15 protein-coding genes are annotated in these 17,649 nt (G+C 72.9%); 2 read left to right on the top strand and 13 right to left on the bottom strand.

The features are described from left to right. Window positions 1–18: 18 nt before the first annotated feature. Genes ISU07_RS21800 through lon form a run of 8 tightly spaced genes read right to left on the bottom strand, consistent with a single transcriptional unit; the run spans window position 19 to window position 7,802 of the window. Complete coding sequence (locus ISU07_RS21800) at window positions 19–231, bottom strand: ferredoxin (protein ID WP_194708956.1); 213 nt, start codon at window positions 229–231, stop codon at window positions 19–21. Then, complete coding sequence (locus ISU07_RS21795; RefSeq protein ID WP_194708955.1) at window positions 228–1,481, bottom strand: NADH-ubiquinone oxidoreductase-F iron-sulfur binding region domain-containing protein; 1,254 nt, start codon at window positions 1,479–1,481, stop codon at window positions 228–230. Before ISU07_RS21795 ends, ISU07_RS21800 begins: the two co-directional genes overlap by 4 nt. After that, window positions 1,478–2,098, bottom strand: coding sequence for a ferric reductase (locus ISU07_RS21790; protein ID WP_194708954.1), 621 nt, complete (start codon window positions 2,096–2,098; stop codon window positions 1,478–1,480). The genes ISU07_RS21795 and ISU07_RS21790 overlap by 4 nt, the downstream gene beginning before the upstream one ends. Continuing rightward, complete coding sequence (locus tag ISU07_RS21785) at window positions 2,095–3,021, bottom strand: FAD:protein FMN transferase (RefSeq protein ID WP_194708953.1); 927 nt, start codon at window positions 3,019–3,021, stop codon at window positions 2,095–2,097. Before ISU07_RS21785 ends, ISU07_RS21790 begins: the two co-directional genes overlap by 4 nt. Next, window positions 3,018–3,311, bottom strand: coding sequence for a hypothetical protein (locus ISU07_RS21780; RefSeq protein WP_194708952.1), 294 nt, complete (start codon window positions 3,309–3,311; stop codon window positions 3,018–3,020). The genes ISU07_RS21785 and ISU07_RS21780 overlap by 4 nt, the downstream gene beginning before the upstream one ends. A 57-nt stretch (window positions 3,312–3,368) precedes the next feature. After that, the gene (locus ISU07_RS21775) at window positions 3,369–4,745 is read right to left on the bottom strand and encodes a HAMP domain-containing sensor histidine kinase (RefSeq protein WP_194708951.1); all 1,377 of its coding nucleotides are present in this window, start codon (window positions 4,743–4,745) and stop codon (window positions 3,369–3,371) included. Then, on the bottom strand, window positions 4,742–5,446 hold the full coding sequence (locus ISU07_RS21770; protein WP_194708950.1) for a response regulator transcription factor: 705 nt from the start codon (window positions 5,444–5,446) through the stop codon (window positions 4,742–4,744). The genes ISU07_RS21775 and ISU07_RS21770 overlap by 4 nt, the downstream gene beginning before the upstream one ends. 43 nt (window positions 5,447–5,489) lie before the next feature. Next, window positions 5,490–7,802, bottom strand: a complete 2,313-nt coding sequence (gene lon / locus ISU07_RS21765; protein WP_323742754.1) for an endopeptidase La — start codon at window positions 7,800–7,802, stop codon at window positions 5,490–5,492. A gap of 163 nt (window positions 7,803–7,965) precedes the next feature. On the opposite strand from lon, the gene ISU07_RS21760 reads away from it, so the two are divergent. Further along, the gene (locus ISU07_RS21760) at window positions 7,966–9,702 is read left to right on the top strand and encodes a peptidoglycan recognition protein family protein (RefSeq protein ID WP_194708948.1); all 1,737 of its coding nucleotides are present in this window, start codon (window positions 7,966–7,968) and stop codon (window positions 9,700–9,702) included. Here ISU07_RS21760 and ISU07_RS21755 read toward each other — a convergent pair. The 5 genes from ISU07_RS21755 to ISU07_RS21735 form a co-directional block, all read right to left on the bottom strand. Further along, window positions 9,692–10,051, bottom strand: a complete 360-nt coding sequence (locus ISU07_RS21755; protein ID WP_194708947.1) for an STAS domain-containing protein — start codon at window positions 10,049–10,051, stop codon at window positions 9,692–9,694. The genes ISU07_RS21760 and ISU07_RS21755 overlap by 11 nt on opposite strands. 8 nt (window positions 10,052–10,059) lie before the next feature. Further along, window positions 10,060–10,464: an ATP-binding protein gene (locus ISU07_RS21750; RefSeq protein ID WP_194708946.1), complete on the bottom strand. Its 405-nt coding sequence runs from the start codon at window positions 10,462–10,464 to the stop codon at window positions 10,060–10,062. Then, the gene (locus ISU07_RS21745) at window positions 10,457–12,592 is read right to left on the bottom strand and encodes a SpoIIE family protein phosphatase (RefSeq protein WP_194708945.1); all 2,136 of its coding nucleotides are present in this window, start codon (window positions 12,590–12,592) and stop codon (window positions 10,457–10,459) included. Before ISU07_RS21745 ends, ISU07_RS21750 begins: the two co-directional genes overlap by 8 nt. Before the next feature lie 80 nt (window positions 12,593–12,672). Further along, window positions 12,673–14,355, bottom strand: coding sequence for an alpha-amylase family protein (locus ISU07_RS21740; protein ID WP_194708944.1), 1,683 nt, complete (start codon window positions 14,353–14,355; stop codon window positions 12,673–12,675). A 9-nt stretch (window positions 14,356–14,364) separates the two neighbouring features. Continuing rightward, a complete protein-coding gene (locus ISU07_RS21735) occupies window positions 14,365–15,384 on the bottom strand; it encodes an SDR family oxidoreductase (RefSeq protein ID WP_194708943.1) in 1,020 nt (339 codons plus the stop codon). Between the two features lie 264 nt (window positions 15,385–15,648). On the opposite strand from ISU07_RS21735, the gene ISU07_RS21730 reads away from it, so the two are divergent. Next, complete coding sequence (locus ISU07_RS21730) at window positions 15,649–17,553, top strand: PAS domain S-box protein (protein WP_323742753.1); 1,905 nt, start codon at window positions 15,649–15,651, stop codon at window positions 17,551–17,553. The last annotated feature ends 96 nt before the right edge of the window (window positions 17,554–17,649 follow it).

Below are 17,649 nucleotides of genomic sequence, written 5' to 3'. Positions count from 1 at the left end.
CGTCCGGGTGCGGTCGTTTCAGCGGGGTGCGGGTGTCGGGGCGCGCTCGAGCCTGAGGGCCAGGCGTGGGCAGGCGCTCACGGCCCGCCGTGCGTGGGTGAGGTCGTCGCCTTCCACCATCCGGTCGCCCAGGACCGGGAAGCCGGCGTCGTCCAGACCGATGCGCTCGGGGAGCAGCCGGGCGCACAGTCCGTGACCGTCACACCGGGTCCAGTCGATCTCCAGCCTCATGCCGCCCTCACCCCGACCGGGAGGGCGCGCCTGACCGGTCGGCCACAGCCGCGGTTGCGGAGGTGGGCGTCCACCTCGTCGGGCATGGCCGCCAGGGCGGAGCGGACGAAGGCGGCGGATCCGTCGGGGTGGGCACAGGCACCTCGTCCGGGCAGGAGACCCACGCGGCGCGCGATGTCGGAGCGCACGTCCTCCCCCGCGCACAGGCGGCCGACGGAGTCGGCCATCGAGGGCAGCCCGAAGAAGCACGGGCCGCACTGTGCCGCCGACTCGCCGGCCAGCCAGCGGCTCACGGCCGCGACCTCGCCCAGTGCGCAGGTGTCGTGGGGCAGGCGGGCCAGCACGCCGGCGTTGAGCGGGGCTCCGGCCGTGCGGAGGGCCGGCCGGCTCAGCACGAGGTCGCCGGGTCCGGCGATCCAGGTGCCGTGGTACCCCCCGACCAGCAGCGGGCCGACCCGCTCACCGACGACGGCCGAGAGCGGCAACCCGGTGGGCACCTCCACCACTCCTGGGTGATCGACGTCGCCGATCAGCGTCAGCAGCGTGGTCCCGGGCTCGTCCGGGTCCCCGACCGAGGCGAAGGCGTCCACGCCGCGCCCGAGCAGGACGGCGAGCTGGGCGAACGTCTCGACGTTGGAGGCGAACGTCGGCCGGCCGTCGACACCGTGCACGGTGGGAAGGACACGCCGGCCCGGTGGCCGGGCCACGTCTCCCGACATCGCCCGGGCCACCGCCCGGATCTCGCCCCCGACGAACCCGTGCCGGTGCGACGCGACACGCACCCCGTCGCCGTCGGGCCGCTCGTCCAGGGCGTTGCGCAGGGACCAGTACGACGCGGCGTCCCCGACCGCGACCGTCACCCGCCTGGTCTCCAAGGCCCGCGCCACGGCGAGGGCGCCGTCGAGGACGAGGTGCGGGGCGAGCCGCATCAGGGTTCGGTCCTTGTGGCTCGCGGGCTCGCCCTCGCTGCCGTTGACCAGGACGTGGGTGCGGCTGCCGACCGGGACGCCGGCCAGCTTCGTGGCCACGGGGAAGGCGGCCCCGCCGCGACCCACGAGCCGCACGGCCTGAGCGTCCCGGACCAGCTCGTCGCGGTCGCGACGACGAGGCAGTCCGTGGGTCTCGCGGTGCGCGGACAGGTCCAGCCGGCCGCCGGACGTGCCCGCGAGCACGTGGGCGGCGCCCAGCACCCAGACGGGCGGCCAGGTGTCGACATGGGTTCCTGCACCTCGCAACGGCGTCGTGGTCATCGCCACGCTCCCGTCGGCGGGGTGGCCCAGCGACGTGCCTGAGGCAACGGGGAACGTCGGTGCCGCAGCACCGCCAGCCACCGCGTCGCTGCGGCGGCGGTGACCGCACCCGCGCACCCGACGTACAGGGCGAGTGCCCACCGCTGACCGGTGTCGGTGCCGGCGAGGATGCCGTGGCCCATGGCGAGGAACCAGGCGGCGTACGCCGACAGGTGCACCCCGCGCCACATGCGGGCAGCGCGCGGGCTGGGCGCGACCAGTCGACCGCGCAGTGCACCGGTGCCCGCCGCGACCAGGAACCCGTACAGCCCCAGGGTGCCCAGGCCGAGAGCGACCGCGCGGTACCCCGCGGTGAACGGGACGAGGGCGCCGGCCCAGGAGACCGCGACGTAGTGGTCGACCACCAGGAGCACGCCGTGCAGCGCGAGCATGGCCAGCGTCAGGACAGCGGCGGAACGATGGACGAGCTGGGCCAGCACGCGACGGTCGAGGTGGGCAGCGTCCACGCGGCCACCCGTCGGCCGGGCGGCGGCACCGAGCGCACCCAGCGACACGGTCACCGTGGCGGTGATCAGGGCCACGAAGCCGGCGGCGCGGGCCAGGAACCACAGCGTCATGCCGCCACGTCCTCGGTCCAGGCGCCGGTCGTGAGGACGGTGCCGTCGGTCAAGACGAGCCGGCTCGTCGACCCGGTGAGCCGCTCCTGGGCGTCGGCACCCCAGACGATCGCGGCGCTGGCTAGGGCATTGGCCCGCAGGCAGGAGTCGGCCTGCACCGACGCGGTGCGGACCGGGCCTCGGGCGGGTCGCCCGGTCGCCGGGTCGATCAGGTGGTGCTGCTCCCCCGCACTCGTCAGCCAGCGCCGGCCGGCCGTGGAGGAGGTGGCCAGACCGCCGGACGTCACCGTGACAACCTGGCCGGGCCGGCCCTCGTGCTCGCTCACCAGCACCGGCCACGACGGGCCGTCGCCGGCAACCGCAAGGTCCCCGCCCAGGGCCACGAGCGCCGGGTACCCCGTCGCGGCGACCAAGCGGGCGGCGGCCTCGTCGGCCGTCCAGGCCTTGGCCGTTGCCCCCAGGTCGAGGGCGAGGCCGGACGGTACGCCGACCCGGCCGAGCTCGGGGTCCACCCGGACCTCGGTCCAGTCCGCCCGGCGGACCTGGAGCGACGGGAGGACGGCGGCGGGGTCTCGGCGCCGGACCTGGCCGATGTCGTCGTCGTACCCGGCCGCGCGCACGTGGAGGCCGACCGTCGGGTCGCACGCCCCCGACGTCGCGGACGCGGCGCTCAGGGCCAGCTCGACCAGGGAGACGGTCATCGGACGGACGGGGACCAGCACGCCGGGGCGGTCGTTGACGCGGGACACGTCGGAGTCCTCGCGGAAGCGGCTCACCGAGAGCTCGACCGCGCGCATCAGGTCGCGGACGACGACGTGCACACGGTCGGCGGTGTCGCTCGCCGGGGCCTCGTGCGGGTCCCGGCCGTCGGCCAGCACCACACGCACCGTGCACGACCAGTCCCGCCACTGCACCGAGCTCATGACGAATGACTCCCCGCTACCGGCTGGGACTGCGCCTGGGACTGGGACTGGGACTGGGACTGGGATTGGGACGAGCCGCTGCCGCCGCCGGCGCCGTTGCCGCGCCCGGTGCTGGTGTGGGAACCCGAGCCGCTCGTCGTGGTCGTCGCGCCGTTCACGACCGTGCCCTGGGCCGCCCCGGTCGCCTGGGACGCGGCCACGGTGAGGGCGCCGGTGGCCGAGGCGGCCGCGACGACCAGACCGAGGGTGGCCATCCGGGCCCGGGCGAGGATGCCGGTGCGGGAGTTCATGGGACGAGAGTCGCTCCGCCCGACTCAAACCTCCCCCAACCGCACCTCAAATCCGGGTCAAATGCGCCTGTGTGCCGCCTGTCCCGCCAGCCCGAGCTCGAGTCGGACGACGGTCCAGGTGTCCTCGCCGACCTGCTCGGGCTCCACGACCAGGTCGCCACCGGACGATCGGGCGCAACCGCGCGCGATGTCGAGACCGAGGCCGCTGGAGCCTCGGTCGCTCCGGCCGCGCCGCAGGGCTCCGGTCGGCAGCCCGGGTCCGCGGTCGCGGACCTCGACCACGACCCGTCGTGCCGCGCCGGTGCCGCCGAGGAGCGCACGGACCTCGACCGGAGTGCCGTCGGGCGTGTGGGCGATGCAGTTCTCGACGAGCGCGTCCACGGCCGCGCGGAGGTCGTCACCGGCGCAGTGCACCTGCGGCAGGTCCTGGACCACGTCGACGGCCATCGACCGGCCCTGGTCCTCGACCAGGGGCCTCCAGAACTCGACTGCGGCCGCGACGACCGGCGACGGCAGGCACACCGCCCGCATGCCCTCGCGCTGCGAGCGGCGTGCCTGGTCGATGACGGCGGTCAGGGTGCGCTCGAGCGTCGTCACGTGCTGCTCGAGCTCGACCGCGACCTCACCCGGTGGCAGCGCCTCGACGTCCAGGCGCAGGGCCATCAGCGGCGTACGGAGCCGGTGCGACATGTCCGCCACCGTCTCCCGCTCCGCGGCGAGCAGCTCGTCGATGCGGCCGGCCAGCTCGTTCAAGGCGCCGGCCAGGCGACGTACCTCGGGCGGTCCTGTCTCCGGGATGCGCGTGATGGCATCGCCCTCGGCGATGGTGTCGGCGAGGTCGGCGGTCCGGTCGAGGTCGCGGACCAGGCGCCGCGAGACGAACTCGGCCGCCGCGCCGACCAGCAGCAGCACCAGCAGCGCCGCCGCGCCCAGCGGGAGCAGGCGACGGGTCACCACGGCGGTGACCTCGTCATCGGCGGCGTAGGCGAGCACGACGGCCGGACCGTCGTCGGTCGTGACGCCGATGCGCACCAGGCGTCCCCCGGCCACCCGGTCCACGTCGACCCCGGACGTCGGCAGGAACCCGTCCTGGTCGCGGTCACCGTCCGACTCGCGGCCACCCGGCAGCGGCTGCTTCGCGTTCGCGCTCGCTCCCGGGAGGTCCGGGCCGTACGTCGTGCCTGCGCTGTCCACGACCGCGACCTGTACCACGTCCTCGCGGCCATCGACCCGCTCGACGTAGGCCCGCAGCGAGCTCCCGCTGCCACCGGCCGAGACGTAGTCGGCGACCCCGCGGGCCGCCACGGTCGCCGCGTCCTCCAGGTCTGAGGAGGCGGCACGCTGCTCCAGCAGCCACAGGGGAACGGCGAACAGCACCAGCACCACCGTCGCCGCCCCGACGGCCAGGCTCAGGACACGAGCGCGCAGGGTCACGACTCGGCGGCGTCCGCCCGGGGGTCGACGAGCTTCACGCCCACTCCCCTCACACTGTGCAGGTACCGGGGCTCGGCCGCCGTCTCCCCCAGCTTGCGGCGCAGCCACGACAGGTGGACGTCCACGGTCCGGTCGGCTCCACCCCAGGGCTGCTGCCACACCTCCGCCAACAGCTGGCGCTTGGAGACGACCTGCCCGGCCCGGGACGCCAGAGCCAGCAACAGGTCGAACTCCTTGCGGTTCAGCTCCAGCTCCCGCCCGTCGAGCGTCACGGTGCGCGCCACCACGTCCACGACCAAGCCTCCGACGACGACCTCGCGGCCCTGCTCCGGCTCCTCCCCCGCCACCCGCCGCAGGACCGCCCGGACACGTGCCATCGCCTGGGCCGCGGAGAAGGGCTTCACCAGGTAGTCGTCCGCCCCGGCGTCCAACAGACGCACCATCTCGCGGTCACCGTCCCGCGCGGTCGCGATGAGCACCGGCAGGTCACTCTGCGCCCGGATCAGCGCCAGGACGTCGGCGCCGTCCAGGTCCGGCAGACCCAGGTCCAGCACCACGGCGTCCGGCTTCTCCACGGCCAACGCCTGGATCGCCTCCACCGCCGTGCCGGCCGTCGACACCGTGGCGCCCTGCTCGACCAGGCCGCGCGAGAGGCTGCGCCGGATGGCCTCGTCGTCCTCCACCAGGAGCAGGTGCACCATGAGCGCAGCGTAGAGCCAGCCCGTGAGAGTCAGGCCGGGCGAGTCAGGCCGCGGCGGTCGCCACGTCCTCCTGCGCCAGTGCTCCCCGCACGACGTCCAGGACGTCGCCCACCAGGTGCACGGTCAGCGCCTCCAGGACGTCCGCCGGTACGTCGTCGAGGTCCGGCTCGTTGCGCTGCGGGACGAACACCTCGGTCAGGCCGTTGCGCTGGGCAGCGAGCAGCTTCTGCTTCAGCCCGCCGATCGGCAGCACGCGGCCGTTGAGGGTGACCTCGCCGGTCATCCCGACCTCCGAACGCACCGGACGGCCGCTGGCGAGTGAGGCCAGTGCGGTCACCATGGTGATACCCGCGGACGGGCCGTCCTTCGGTGTCGCCCCTGCGGGCACGTGCACGTGGATCGCCCGGTCCAGGAGAGCCGGGTCGACCCCGAGATCGGCCGCGTGGCTGCGGACGAAGGTGAGCGCGATCTGCGCGGACTCCTTCATCACGTCGCCGAGCTGTCCGGTCAGGGTCAGGCCGGCCGGACCGTCGTGCGCGGACGCCTCGACGAAGAGCACGTCACCGCCGAGTCCTGTGACGGCGAGCCCGGTGGCAACCCCGGGCACCGAGGTGCGCTCATGGGCCTCCGGCGTGAACCGCGGCCGTCCGACCAGATCCTTCAGGTCGGCGAGGTCGATGTCGACCCGCTCCGCACCGGTCGCCAGACGGGTGGCGGCCTTGCGCAGCGCCTTCGCGAGGAGGCGCTCCATCTGTCGTACGCCGGCCTCGCGCGTGTAGTCGGCGGCCATCTGGCGCAGCGCCGCGTCGGTGATCGTGACCTCGTCGGCGGTCAGCGCGGCGCGCTCGAGCTGCCGGGGCAGCAGGAAGTCGCGGGCGATGGCGACCTTGTCGTCCTCGGTGTAGCCGTCGAGGGTGACCAGCTCCATCCGGTCCAGGAGTGCGGACGGGATCTGCTCGACCACGTTGGCGGTGGCGATGAAGAGGACGTCCGACAGGTCCAGGTCGAGCTCGAGGTAGTGGTCGCGGAACGTGTGGTTCTGTGCCGGGTCGAGCACCTCGAGCAGCGCCGCAGCGGGGTCGCCCCGGTAGTCCGAGCCCACCTTGTCGACCTCGTCGAGCAGGACGACCGGGTTCATCGAGCCGGCCTCCTTGATCGCCCGCACGATCCGGCCGGGGAGCGCACCGACGTACGTGCGGCGGTGGCCACGGATCTCGGCCTCGTCGCGGACGCCGCCCAGGGCGACGCGGACGAACGTCCGGCCGAGCGTGCGCGCGACCGACTCACCCAGCGACGTCTTGCCGACTCCCGGCGGACCCGCGAGCAGGATCACGGCACCGGAGCCACGGCCACCGACGACCTGGAGCCCGCGCTCGGCGCGGCGGCTCCGGACGGCGAGGTACTCGACGATCCGCTCCTTGACCTCGTCGAGGCCGTGGTGATCCGCGTCGAGCACGGCGCGGGCGGCCAGCACGTCGGTGGAGTCCTCGGTCCTGACGCTCCAGGGCAGCTCGAGCACGGTGTCGAGCCAGGTCCGGATCCAGGCGGTCTCCGGGCTCTGGTCGCTGGAGCGCTCCAGCTTGTCGACCTCACGGGTCAGGGCCTCGCGCACGGCGTCCGGGACGTCGGCCGCCTCCACCCGGCTGCGGTAGTCGTCGGCTCCGTCGGGCTCGCCCTCCCCGAGCTCCTTGCGGATCGCGGCGAGCTGCTGGCGCAGCAGGAACTCCCGCTGGCTCTTCTCCATGCCCTCGCGGACGTCCTCACCGATCTTGTCGGTGAGCTCGGCCTCGGCCAGGTGGTCCCGCGTCCAGCCGATCAGGGCCTCGAGACGCGACTCGACGTCCGGGTTCTCGAGGAGCTCCCGCTTGCGATCGATGGACAGGTACGGCGCGTACCCGGCGGCGTCGGCGATCGCGCTGGGATCGGTCATCTGGTGGACCGAGTCGATGACCTGCCAGGCCTCGCGTCGCTGCAGCACCGCGACCACCAACCGCTTGTACTCCTCGGCGAGCTCACGGGCGCGGTCGCTGACGTGGTCGTCGACGGGCTCGACCTCGACCCACAAGGCTGCCCCCGGCCCTGAGACACCGGTCCCGATGCGGCCGCGACGCTCGGCCCTGAGAACTGCTGCGGGACTCCCGCCGCTGAAGCGGCCGACCCGCTCCACGGACGCGATCACGCCGTACGACGCGTAGCGGTCCTCCAGGCGCGGGGCGATCAGGAGCCGGCCCTCACTGCTCGCGCGGGCCGCGTCGATGGCGGCCCGTGACGACTCGTCGAGCTCGAGCGGGACCACCATGCCCGGCAGCACGACCACGTCGGCGACGAACAGGACGGGGAGGCTCTCGTGGGACACGTTGCCCTCCCCTTCGGAGACTTGAGTCATGTGCGCTCAACCCCCCGGTCCGTCGACGTGTTCCGGAGCCGCCCGGTGTTCGTCCAGGGCGAACACGCGGGGAGGCACGACCCGCCCGGCGGGTCGTCCACGTGCGGACGGTCGTCTGCCGCACTCTGGACGGATGCCGGACCAGCTGCCACGACGCCGCGCGCTGCTCCGGGCCCTTGTGGCGGGAGCGGCGGGCGTCGGTGGCGTGGCGGTGGCGGCGCGGACCGGCCTGCTCTCCGGTGACCGTCCGGCCGGCGGGGACTTCACCGGCCTCCCCCGACTCCAGCTGAGCGCCGACGGGGGGTCGGACGTGGCCGCCCTCGAGGTGACCCTGGGCGACGACTTGCTGCCGAAGGTGGGCCACGGCCGGTGGCTGTCGGCCCGACTGCCGACGACGACGCACTCGATGGTGGGGTTCGTCTGGCCCCGCGACGCCGAGGCGCCGAGCTTGGAGGTCAGCTCCCGCCGAGACGGCACGTGGTCGGCATGGCGGACGGTCCCGGTGCTGCACGACCTCCCCGACGAGGACGACCCGGAGTGGCACGGCCGCTCCGGGACCCAGCTGCTGTGGATCGGACCCGCCGACGGGGTGCGCATCAAGGCCCACGGCCACCGGCCGGCCGGGCTCACCCTCGTGCTCCTGCACCCCCGCCGACGCGACACCGATGCGCTGTCGGCCGACCCGCTCCGCCGTACCGATGCTGCGATGACGGTCGTCGCACGGCCGGCGATGTCGGGGCGCGCGGTGTGGGGCGCCGACGAGTCGTGGCGCAACGGCGGACCGCGCTACGACACCACCATCGAGCAGGTGCACGTCCACCACACCGCCAACAGCAACGACTACGCCGAGGACGACGTGCCCGCCCTGCTCCGGGGCATCTACCGCTACCACACCCACTCGTTGGGCTGGTCCGACATCGCCTACAACTTCCTCGTCGACCGGTTCGGGCGCGCATGGGTGGGACGGGCGGGCGGCGCGGCCAGGCCGGTGAGGGGTGCCCACACGCTGGGCTTCAACGCGACCTCGACGGGCATCGCGGTCATCGGCAACTACGAGGCGGTCGCCCCGAGCACCGAGACGCTGACGGCGGTGGTGCAGCTCGCCGCCTGGAAGCTGTCGATGTACGGGCGGGACGCCCTGGGGAGCATCGCGGTGACCTCCGAGGGCAGCGACCGGTTCGCCGCGCACGAGGTGGTGGTGCTGCCCGTCATCGACGGGCATCGCGACACCAACGACACGGCCTGTCCGGGGCAGCTGCTCTACGACCAGCTGGGCGAGATACGTCGCCAGGTCGCGGAGCGGATCCAGGCCGCGCAGACGCCGCCCGTCACCATCACCACGCCGTTCGCCATGGCCGGCGACCCGCTCGTGGGCGCGACGCTGACCGTGACGCCGGGCGTCTTCTCACCGCCCGACGCCACCGTCACCTACACCTGGATGCGCAACGGCGTGCCGACCGGCGACGACCCCTCGCTGAGCAGCCGCGTCGTGGCCCCCGAGGACCTCGGTCAGCAGATCTCGGTGCGCGTCGACCTCCAGCGCACCGGGTACGTCGCCGCAAGCCAGTTCCTCGACCCCACCGCTCCCGTGGAGACCCAGGCCCTGCTCCAGGTCCGGGCCTGGGCGAGACGCGGCCGGATCCGGGTCACGGTGACCGGCACCGCACCCGGGGTCGTGGGCCCGCTGCCCGGCGACCTCCTCGTCAAGATCGACAAGCGCCCTCGTCGTACGGTGCCGATCACTGCCGGCACCGTCGTCGCCCGCTTCCTCGACTTCGGCAAGGGCGAGCACCAGGTCAAGGTCGTCTACAGGGGCGGTCCCACGGTGCGCCGCGCAAGAGTCACGACCACGGTCCAGGTCAGGAAGTAGGCGCGCCTCCCCCGGGCTCCCGCTCCTCCAGCGCGGGCACCTCCGGGAGGAACGTGAAGGCAGCGCGCAGAGCCGTGACGTCGAAGATCTTGTACAGCCGGGGCGACAGCCCGCACAGGGTCATCCGGGCATCCGCGAGCTTGGCGCGCTTCTGCAGCCCGACGAGCGTGCCGAGTCCGCTCGAGTCGAGGAAGGTCACCCCGGTCAGGTCGACCAGCAGGTGGTCCCCGTCCTCGAGGACGGGATCGGCGGCCTGCCGCACCTCGGCGCTCGCGTACAGGTCGAACTCGCCCTCGAGCCGGACCACGGTGGCGTCCCCATGTCGCTCAGTACTGACAGCCAGACCCATGTGTGCCCTCACTCGGTGGGGATGTCGTGCGATGACCAGACGGTCTTGGTCGTCGGGTGGAGACGTGACCCCCACTGGGTGGCCAGCGCCTCGACGACCTGGAGGCCACGCCCGTGCTCGGCGTCCGGCGCCGAGTATCGCCGTTGCGGGCGATCCGGGGACCGGTCATCCACCTCGACGATGAGCTCCGAGCCGGCGTGGATGATGCGTAGGTCGACCGGGGGGACGGCGTGGACGAAGGCGTTGGCGACGAGCTCGTGGGCGGTCAGGGCGATCTCGTCGATGAGCTCCTCGGCGATGCCCCAGTCCCGGAGCTGCTCGACCACCATCCGTCGCGCGTCGACGATGGCGGCCTGGTCCCGGGCCAGCCGGCGAGTCACGGTCCGGCGTGGCTGCACGGCGCCGTCACCCATGGTGGCCGCTGCGTCGGAGGGCCAGTGCTGCCACGTCGTCGTCGCGGGTGATGTCCTGGACGTCGGCGACCACCTTGGCGAGCAGCTCGGCCAGCCGGCAGTCGCGCCGTGCCGTCAACGCCTCGAGCAGGCGCCGCTCCCCGACGTCGATGGCTTCGCCACGGCGCTCGATCAAGCCGTCCGTGAACGCCACGATGACGTCGCCGTCGGCGAGCTCGAAGGTCGTGGCGACACGCTCGACGGGCTCCGCTCCGAACGGGCGTCCCGGGACGGTCGCAACCTGCTCGGCTCCGGAGTCCTGGCGGAGCAGGACCGGGGGTGGATGGCCGGCGACCATCACCTGGACCGACTGCCCCTCGGCGAGGAGGTACACCATGGTGACGAGCTGGTCGAGGTCGTAGAAGGCGAACAGCCGGTCGAGCTTGGCGAAGACGACATGGGGCGTGGGGTCGTCGGCGACGTACGCGCGGACGGCCGAGCGCATCTGGGCCATCGCCGCAGCGGCTCGGACACCACGGCCCATCACGTCACCGACGAAGACCACGACGCGATCGCCGTCGAGAGGCACGACGTCGAAGAAGTCACCGCCGACCTCGGTGCGCCCCGACGGGCTGTAGTGGGAGGCGATCTCCCACCCGGACACCGAGCCGGGCAGCTGCGGCAGGACCGCGGCCTGCAGCCGGGTGGCCGCCTCGAGCGTGTCGGTGTGGAGCTGGCTGTTGTCGATGGCGATGGCCGCGCGGCGGGCCAGGTCCGTGGCGAAGTCGAGGTCGAGCTGCTGGTAGTGGCGTCCGGACTCGGCCATCACCCAGGTCATCACCCCCAGCACCGTCCCGCGCGCGATCAGCGGGGTCATGACGACGCTGCGCAGCTGGAGCTCCAGCAGCAGGCGCAGGTGCTCGTCGCTCCGGGCGGCCGGCGCGATCATCTCGTCCGTCACCTCGGGCAGCAGGAGCGGTTCGCCGCTCCGGATGACCGCCCACGCGCCTCCTTCCTCCGGTCCGGCCGGGAACCGGCGCTCGACCTCGAGGGCCATGGCCACCTTCTCGGGGTCGACGTGCTCGACGGCGAGCCGGCGCAGGCGCGCATCGTCGACCAGGTCGATCGCGCACCAGTCGGCGAAGGCCGGGACGGCCATCCGCGCGACTTCCGCGAGGGTCCTCTGGTAGTCCAGGCTCTCCGCGAGCTTGCTGGTCGCGTCCGCCAGGAACCGCACCCGAGCCTCTTGTTCCGCCGACGCCTGCTGGGCTCGGATGCGCTCCACCGCCTGGGCACACGAGTCCGCGAGCACGCCGTAGAACTCCATCTCGGCGTCGTCCAGACGACGCCGTCCAGGGAAGGACCACGACATCACCCCGGTCGTGCGGCCGGTCATGCGCAAGGGCAGCAGCAGCATGCTGCGCTCTCCCTCGGCCGCTCGTTCCAGGTCGGGGTACCTCGCTTCGATCGCGTCGCGGCCGATGAGGACCAGTCGCTCACCGGACCGGGCGACGTCGCCTGCGGGGGTGTTGGCGTGCACCGAGAACCGCCTCCACCGAGCCGCCGCCCCCTCTCGTCCGCCGTGCAACCCGACCAGCTCCAGGGTGTCCGGGTCGACGAGCAGGGACAGTGAACCCACGGTGGCACCGACCGCCTGGGCGGCCTCGAACGTGACCACCTCGGCGACCGTCTCCAGGTCCTCGGCCACGGCGAGCTCCGCCGCCACCTTGGCGAGGGCGGTGAGTCGCTTGGCCAGCTTCCGGGCCGTGTGGTCGCGGCTGTGCGTGTCGCCGAGGTGGGTGAAGAGGCACACCAGTCCGACGACCTCGTCGCCTCGCCGCATGACCGAGCAGCTGACCTCGGCGTCGACGGGGTGGCCGTCGCGGCCCACGACGGCCATCGGGCCCTGCCAGGCCGTCCCGCCGAGCACCCATCGGAGTACTTCCTCGAAGGCTTCCCGCTCGGCCGCCTCGACGAAGACCTCGGCGGCCGGCATGCCCAACGGGCGGTCGTGCCGGAGGCCGATGAGCCGCCTGGCCGCCTCGTTGACGAACACGAGCACGCCCTGTGGATCGACCACGACCACGGGGTCGGCGACGGACTCGAGAAAGCCAGGATCCACCCAGTCCTGGCCCGTCACGCCGTCCACCGGCACATCATCACACCGCAGGGCGGGCGGGTCGCGTGTTCGGTGACGACGGTCGTGTCGGCGCCATCGTCCGGCCCGTCCTACGGAAGGCGCCGATCGCCCTCGACCAGCACGCGCAGCCAGCGCGAGCCGTACGGCTCCAGCGACAGCTCGACGCCTCCACCCCGTCCTGCTCGCGTCGACCAGCCGTCCTCGAGCAGGTCGGTGAGGACCGTTCCTTCGGCACACCCCTCCACGGTGAAGGGCACCGTGCGGCCCTCGTTGGCCAGGTTGTGCACGGCCACCAGACGCCGTTCGTCGACCTCGCACAGGTGCACCAGGACGTCTCGGTGCGGCTGGTCGAGGGGCTGGAACGTCGACCAGCCGAGCTCCGGCGACTCGCGGTAGCGCCGGATGAGCAGGCGCATGAACTGGAGCAGGGAGTCCGGGTCGGTGCGCTGGTCCGCGGCGTTGACGTACGCCGGACCGTAGCCGCCCTCGGTCAGCGGACGTCGCAGCCGTGAGGGCGCGGCGTCGGAGAACCCGCCGTTGCGGGTGTTGCTCCACTGCATGGGGGTGCGGACGGCGAGCCGGCCGGGGATGTCGAGGTTCTCCCCCATGCCGAGCTCCTCGCCGTAGAACAGCACCGGCGTGCCGGGCAGCGAGAACAGCAGGCTGTAGACGAGTCGCAGCCGGCGCGGGTCGCCGTCCAGCATCGGCGGCAGCCGGCGCCGCAGCCCGCGGCCGTAGAGCTGCATGCTCGGCTCGGAGCCGAAGGCGGCGAAGACCTCCTCCCGCTCCTGGTCGCTCAGCTTGTCCAGGGTGAGCTCGTCGTGGTTGCGGACGAACGTCCCCCACTGCGACTCGCGAGCGGTCCGTGGCCTTCGCTTCAGCGCGCGGACCAGCGGACGGGCGTCCTGGCGCGCCAGCGACAGGTAGAGGTTCTGCATCGCGATGAAGTCGAACTGCATGGTCAGCTCGTCGGCGTCGTCACCGCCGAAGAACGCGCGCTGGTCGGGGTAGGGCAGGTTCACCTCGCCCAGCAGGGCCGCATCGCCCACGCGCCGCTCCAGGAAGGACCGCAGCTCGCGTAGGTGGTCGTGGGGGTCACCGAACGCGCGCTTGGTCTCGGCATCCACGCCCTCGGGGTCGATGAGGAACGGCACGGCGTCGACGCGGAAGCCCGAGATGCCCAGCTCGAGCCAGAAGCCCATGATCTTGAGCATCTCGTCGCGCACCCGGCTGTTGGTGATGTTGAGGTCGGGCTGGGTGCGGTAGAAGCGGTGGAAGTACCAGGCGCCGGCGGAGTCGTCGTACTGCCACAGGCTGTCCTCCTTGTCGGGGAAGACGACCTGGGCCGAGGTGTCCGGCGGCTCCTCGGTGCGCCAGACGTAGAAGTCGCGGTACGGCGACGTGTGGCTGCGCCGGGCCGCGCGGAACCACGGGTGCTTGTCCGAGGTGTGGTTGAGGACCAGGTCGATGATCACCCGCATGCCGCGGTCGCGGGCGGTGCGGACGACCTCGACGAAGTCCCCGAACGTGCCCAGCCGCGGGTCCACGGCGTAGTAGTCGGTGATGTCGTAGCCGTCGTCGCGGTCGGTGGTCGGGAAGAAGGGCATCAGCCACAGGCAGGTGACGCCGAGGTCGGCCAGGTAGTCGATCCGCTCGGCGAGGCCCTGCAGGTCGCCCATGCCGTCGCCGTCCCAGTCCATGTACGTCTGCACGTCCAGGCAGTAGACGACCGCGGTCTTCCACCACAGGTCGCTGGTCTCGGTGATGCGCACGTCGTCTCCTCAGCGTCCGCGCCGGGCCAGGCCGGCCAGCCCCACGGCCGCCATGGCACCGAGAGCCGAGAAGACCGCCCCGTGGTGCCGGGACGCCCACGCCTGCGGGGAGTGGGCCTTCGAACGGTCGTCGAACGCGCCGTGGGTCCCGAAGTCGCGACCACCCTCGCCGTCCAACGGCTCCCACAGGTTGTCCGGATCGTCGGGGTCCCGTGGCTGCCCGGTCTGCTGCGCCTTCACGCCGGTGCGGCCGAGGTACCGGTCGAGCAGCCCAGGGGCGACGGCGTTCGCGAGCAGGGTCAGCGCCGTGGTCTCGCCGCACCAGTACTCACGCCGGTTCGGGTGCTCGGCCGCCCAGACGATCGTGCGAGCCGCCACCTCGGGCTCGTAGATCGGCGGCACCGGCTGGGCCTGGTCGGGCAGTCGCGACCGGACCCAGGCGAACTGCGGCGTGTTGAGCGCGGGCAGCTGGACCATGGTCACCTTCACCTTGCTGCCGTCGTGCAGCAGCTCGGTGCGCAGCGACTCGTGGAAACCCTGGGTGGCGTGCTTGGAGCCGCAGTACGCCGACTGGAGCGGGATGCCTCGGTAGGCCAGCGTCGAGCCGACCTGGACGATCGCCCCGGCGTCGCGAGGCAGCATCCGGCGCAGAGCGGACCGCGTCCCGTTGACGTACCCGTGGTAGTTCACGTCGGTGACGCGCTCGAACTCGTCGGGCTCGATGTCGACGAAGCGCGCGAAGACCGACGTGAAGGCCACGTTGACCCAGATGTCGATCGGTCCCAGCTCGCGCTCGACACGGTCGGCCGCCGCCTCGACCGCCCGCCCGTCGCTGGTGTCGACCTCGACGTACGTCGCCGTGCCACCCGCCGCGCGCACCTCGTCGCACGCCGCACGCAGTCCCACCGCTCCGCGCGCCAGCAGGGCGACCGCGCAGCCCTGGCGTCCGAACTCGATGGCCGTGGCCCGCCCGACGCCTGCCGAGGCGCCCGTCACCACGACCACGCGTGCGTGCCTGGTTCCCACCATCGTCGGCCCTCCTTCCCTCGACCATGGCAGGGCGCTCGCACGCGGACCTCACCCCTGGGGGCGCCTGGTGACAGAGGAACGGGGCCCCGACGATGCGGGGCCGACGGGCCCGGACGGTCGATGCTTCGGCTGCGTGAGTGGGCGCTCGGGCCGCCCAGGGCTCGTCGAAGGTGGATGGATTATCCCACCTCCAGGGTGTGGCGCAATACCCCTGCACCTCCCCGTCCAGCGCATCGGACCGTCCCGGGTGGGCACAGTGGGGGTGTGGACGACACACGGGTGCGCGTAGTGCTCGTCGACGACTCGGCCGACGTACGTCGCCTGCTCCGTCGAGCGCTGGAGGCGGCGGGCTCGTTCGAGGTCGTCGCGGAGTGCGGCGACGGCGACCGGGCCATCGCGCTGGCGTACCGGCACCGGCCGGACCTGCTGCTGCTCGACACCTCCATGCCGCGGATGGACGGTCTGGAGGCTCTGCCCGCGATCGTCGCGCTGTGTCCGGACACGGCCGTGGTGATGTTCAGCGGCTTCGAGGACGTGCGCCTCGCCGCACGTGCGCGCGAGCTGGGCGCCGCCGCCTTCGTCGAGAAGTCCACGCCTCTCGACCAGATCCCGGCGCGGCTGGCCGGCCTGTTCCAGGACCGGGTACCGGCCGGTGCCCGCCCGACCTCTCGACTGCGCCTCCTCGACGACGAGGCTGCCGCCGACGAGGCCGCGCTCCACGAGGGCCAGGCCGTCCTGGACGAGCACGTCGCGTCGTTCCGCGAGCTGTTCGACCAGGCCGCGATCGGCATGGCGACCCTGACGATCGCCGGACGGATCGTGCGCGCCAACCAGGCGCTGGCCACGCTGTTCAGGGCCACGCCGATGGAGCTCGTCGGGGTCGACTACGGCCAGCTGGCCAGCGGCCACGGCGACGACCTGGACCGGGAGCTGGAGGCTCTCGCTGCGGGGGGGCAGCAGGCGTCCTTCGAGCACGACCTGCCGGAAGGCGCCCGCGGTCCCGGGAGGGTCATGGTCACCCTCGCGCCCATCCGCGACAGCGAGCGACGCCTCCTCTACGTCTTCGCCCAGGTCCAGGACGTCACCGACCAGCGCGCGGCCGAGGAGGACCTGCGGCGCAGCGAGGAGCGGTTCCGGCTGCTGGTGCGCGGCGTCCGCGAGTACGCGATCTTCCTGCTCGACGTCCACGGCCAGGTCATCAGCTGGAACGCCGGTGCGGCCCGCATCAAGGGCTACGCCGCCGACGACATCATCGGCCGGCACTTCCGTGTCTTCTACCTCCCCGAGGAACAAGAGGACGGGCACCCCGAGCGCAACCTGCAGACGGCGCTGGCCGACGGCCAGCTGGCCGAGGAGGGCTGGCGGGTGCGCAAGGACGGCACCAGGTTCTGGGCCAGCGTGGTGATCTCCCCCGTGTACGACGACCGGGGACAGCACCGGGGGTTCGCCAAGGTCACCCGGGACCGGACCGACCAGCGCGACGCCGAGCGTGAGCGCCAGGAGCTGATCGCCCGGCAGACCGAGGTGCTCGCCCTCACCGCGCACGAGCTGCGCAACCCCACCGCCGTGATCGACGGGTCGGCGCGCCTGCTGCGCTCGTCGTGGCCGACGCTCTCGGCCGACGAGCGCGACGAGACGATCGACGGCATCGGCTCCAGCGCCCAACGACTGCACCGGCTGGCCCGCGACCTGACGACGGCGTCCCGCCTGCACGCCGAACGGCTGGAGATGCAGCTCGTCGAGACGACACTGAGCGAGATCCTCGCCGGAGCGGTCGCACGGGCCAGGAACCTCCACCCGGGCGCAGACATCGAGCTGCGAGAACCGACCGACGTCGTCCTGCTGGTCGACGCCGTGCGCCTCGGCCAGTCCCTGGACAACCTCCTCGACAACGCCGTGCGGCACGGCAGTCCGCCTGTGAGCCTGTCGGTCAGCTCCGACGAGCTCTCCGTCCGGATCACCGTCTCCGACCGCGGCGAGGGCATCCCACCGGAGCTGGCGCCACGACTGTTCGACATGTTCGCCAGTGCCGGCCCGAACCGGGCCAGCGGGCTGGGCCTGTACCTCGTGCGGTTGATCGCCCGTCGCCACGGCGGCGAGGTCGAGTACGTCCCGGCCACGGACGAGCGGGGCACGAGGTTCGTGATGACGCTGCCGCACGTGCGCTGAACGCCCGGATCTCGACCTCGGCGCCCGGACCGGCGGCGTGCAGACGGACCACCACCTCGGCTCCGGTGCCCTGTGCCCCCGCGACAGGGATCCACG

It is taken from the genome of Nocardioides islandensis (genome assembly GCF_015352455.1).
Lineage (GTDB): Bacteria > Actinomycetota > Actinomycetes > Propionibacteriales > Nocardioidaceae > Nocardioides > Nocardioides islandensis.
This window is presented reverse-complemented; position numbering and strand designations above follow the sequence as displayed.

Bases quoted from the DNA above. Each gene is read 5' to 3' on its own strand.
- ISU07_RS21800 (WP_194708956.1), bottom strand. From the start codon at position 231: ATGAGGCTGGAGATCGACTGGACCCGGTGTGACGGTCACGGACTGTGC.
- ISU07_RS21795 (WP_194708955.1), bottom strand. From the start codon at position 1,481: ATGACCACGACGCCGTTGCGAGGTGCAGGAACCCATGTCGACACCTGG.
- ISU07_RS21790 (WP_194708954.1), bottom strand. From the start codon at position 2,098: ATGACGCTGTGGTTCCTGGCCCGCGCCGCCGGCTTCGTGGCCCTGATC.
- ISU07_RS21785 (WP_194708953.1), bottom strand. From the start codon at position 3,021: ATGAGCTCGGTGCAGTGGCGGGACTGGTCGTGCACGGTGCGTGTGGTG.
- ISU07_RS21780 (WP_194708952.1), bottom strand. From the start codon at position 3,311: ATGAACTCCCGCACCGGCATCCTCGCCCGGGCCCGGATGGCCACCCTC.
- ISU07_RS21770 (WP_194708950.1), bottom strand. From the start codon at position 5,446: ATGGTGCACCTGCTCCTGGTGGAGGACGACGAGGCCATCCGGCGCAGC.
- ISU07_RS21760 (WP_194708948.1), top strand. From the start codon at position 7,966: ATGCCGGACCAGCTGCCACGACGCCGCGCGCTGCTCCGGGCCCTTGTG.
- ISU07_RS21755 (WP_194708947.1), bottom strand. From the start codon at position 10,051: ATGGGTCTGGCTGTCAGTACTGAGCGACATGGGGACGCCACCGTGGTC.
- ISU07_RS21750 (WP_194708946.1), bottom strand. From the start codon at position 10,464: ATGGGTGACGGCGCCGTGCAGCCACGCCGGACCGTGACTCGCCGGCTG.
- ISU07_RS21735 (WP_194708943.1), bottom strand. From the start codon at position 15,384: ATGGTGGGAACCAGGCACGCACGCGTGGTCGTGGTGACGGGCGCCTCG.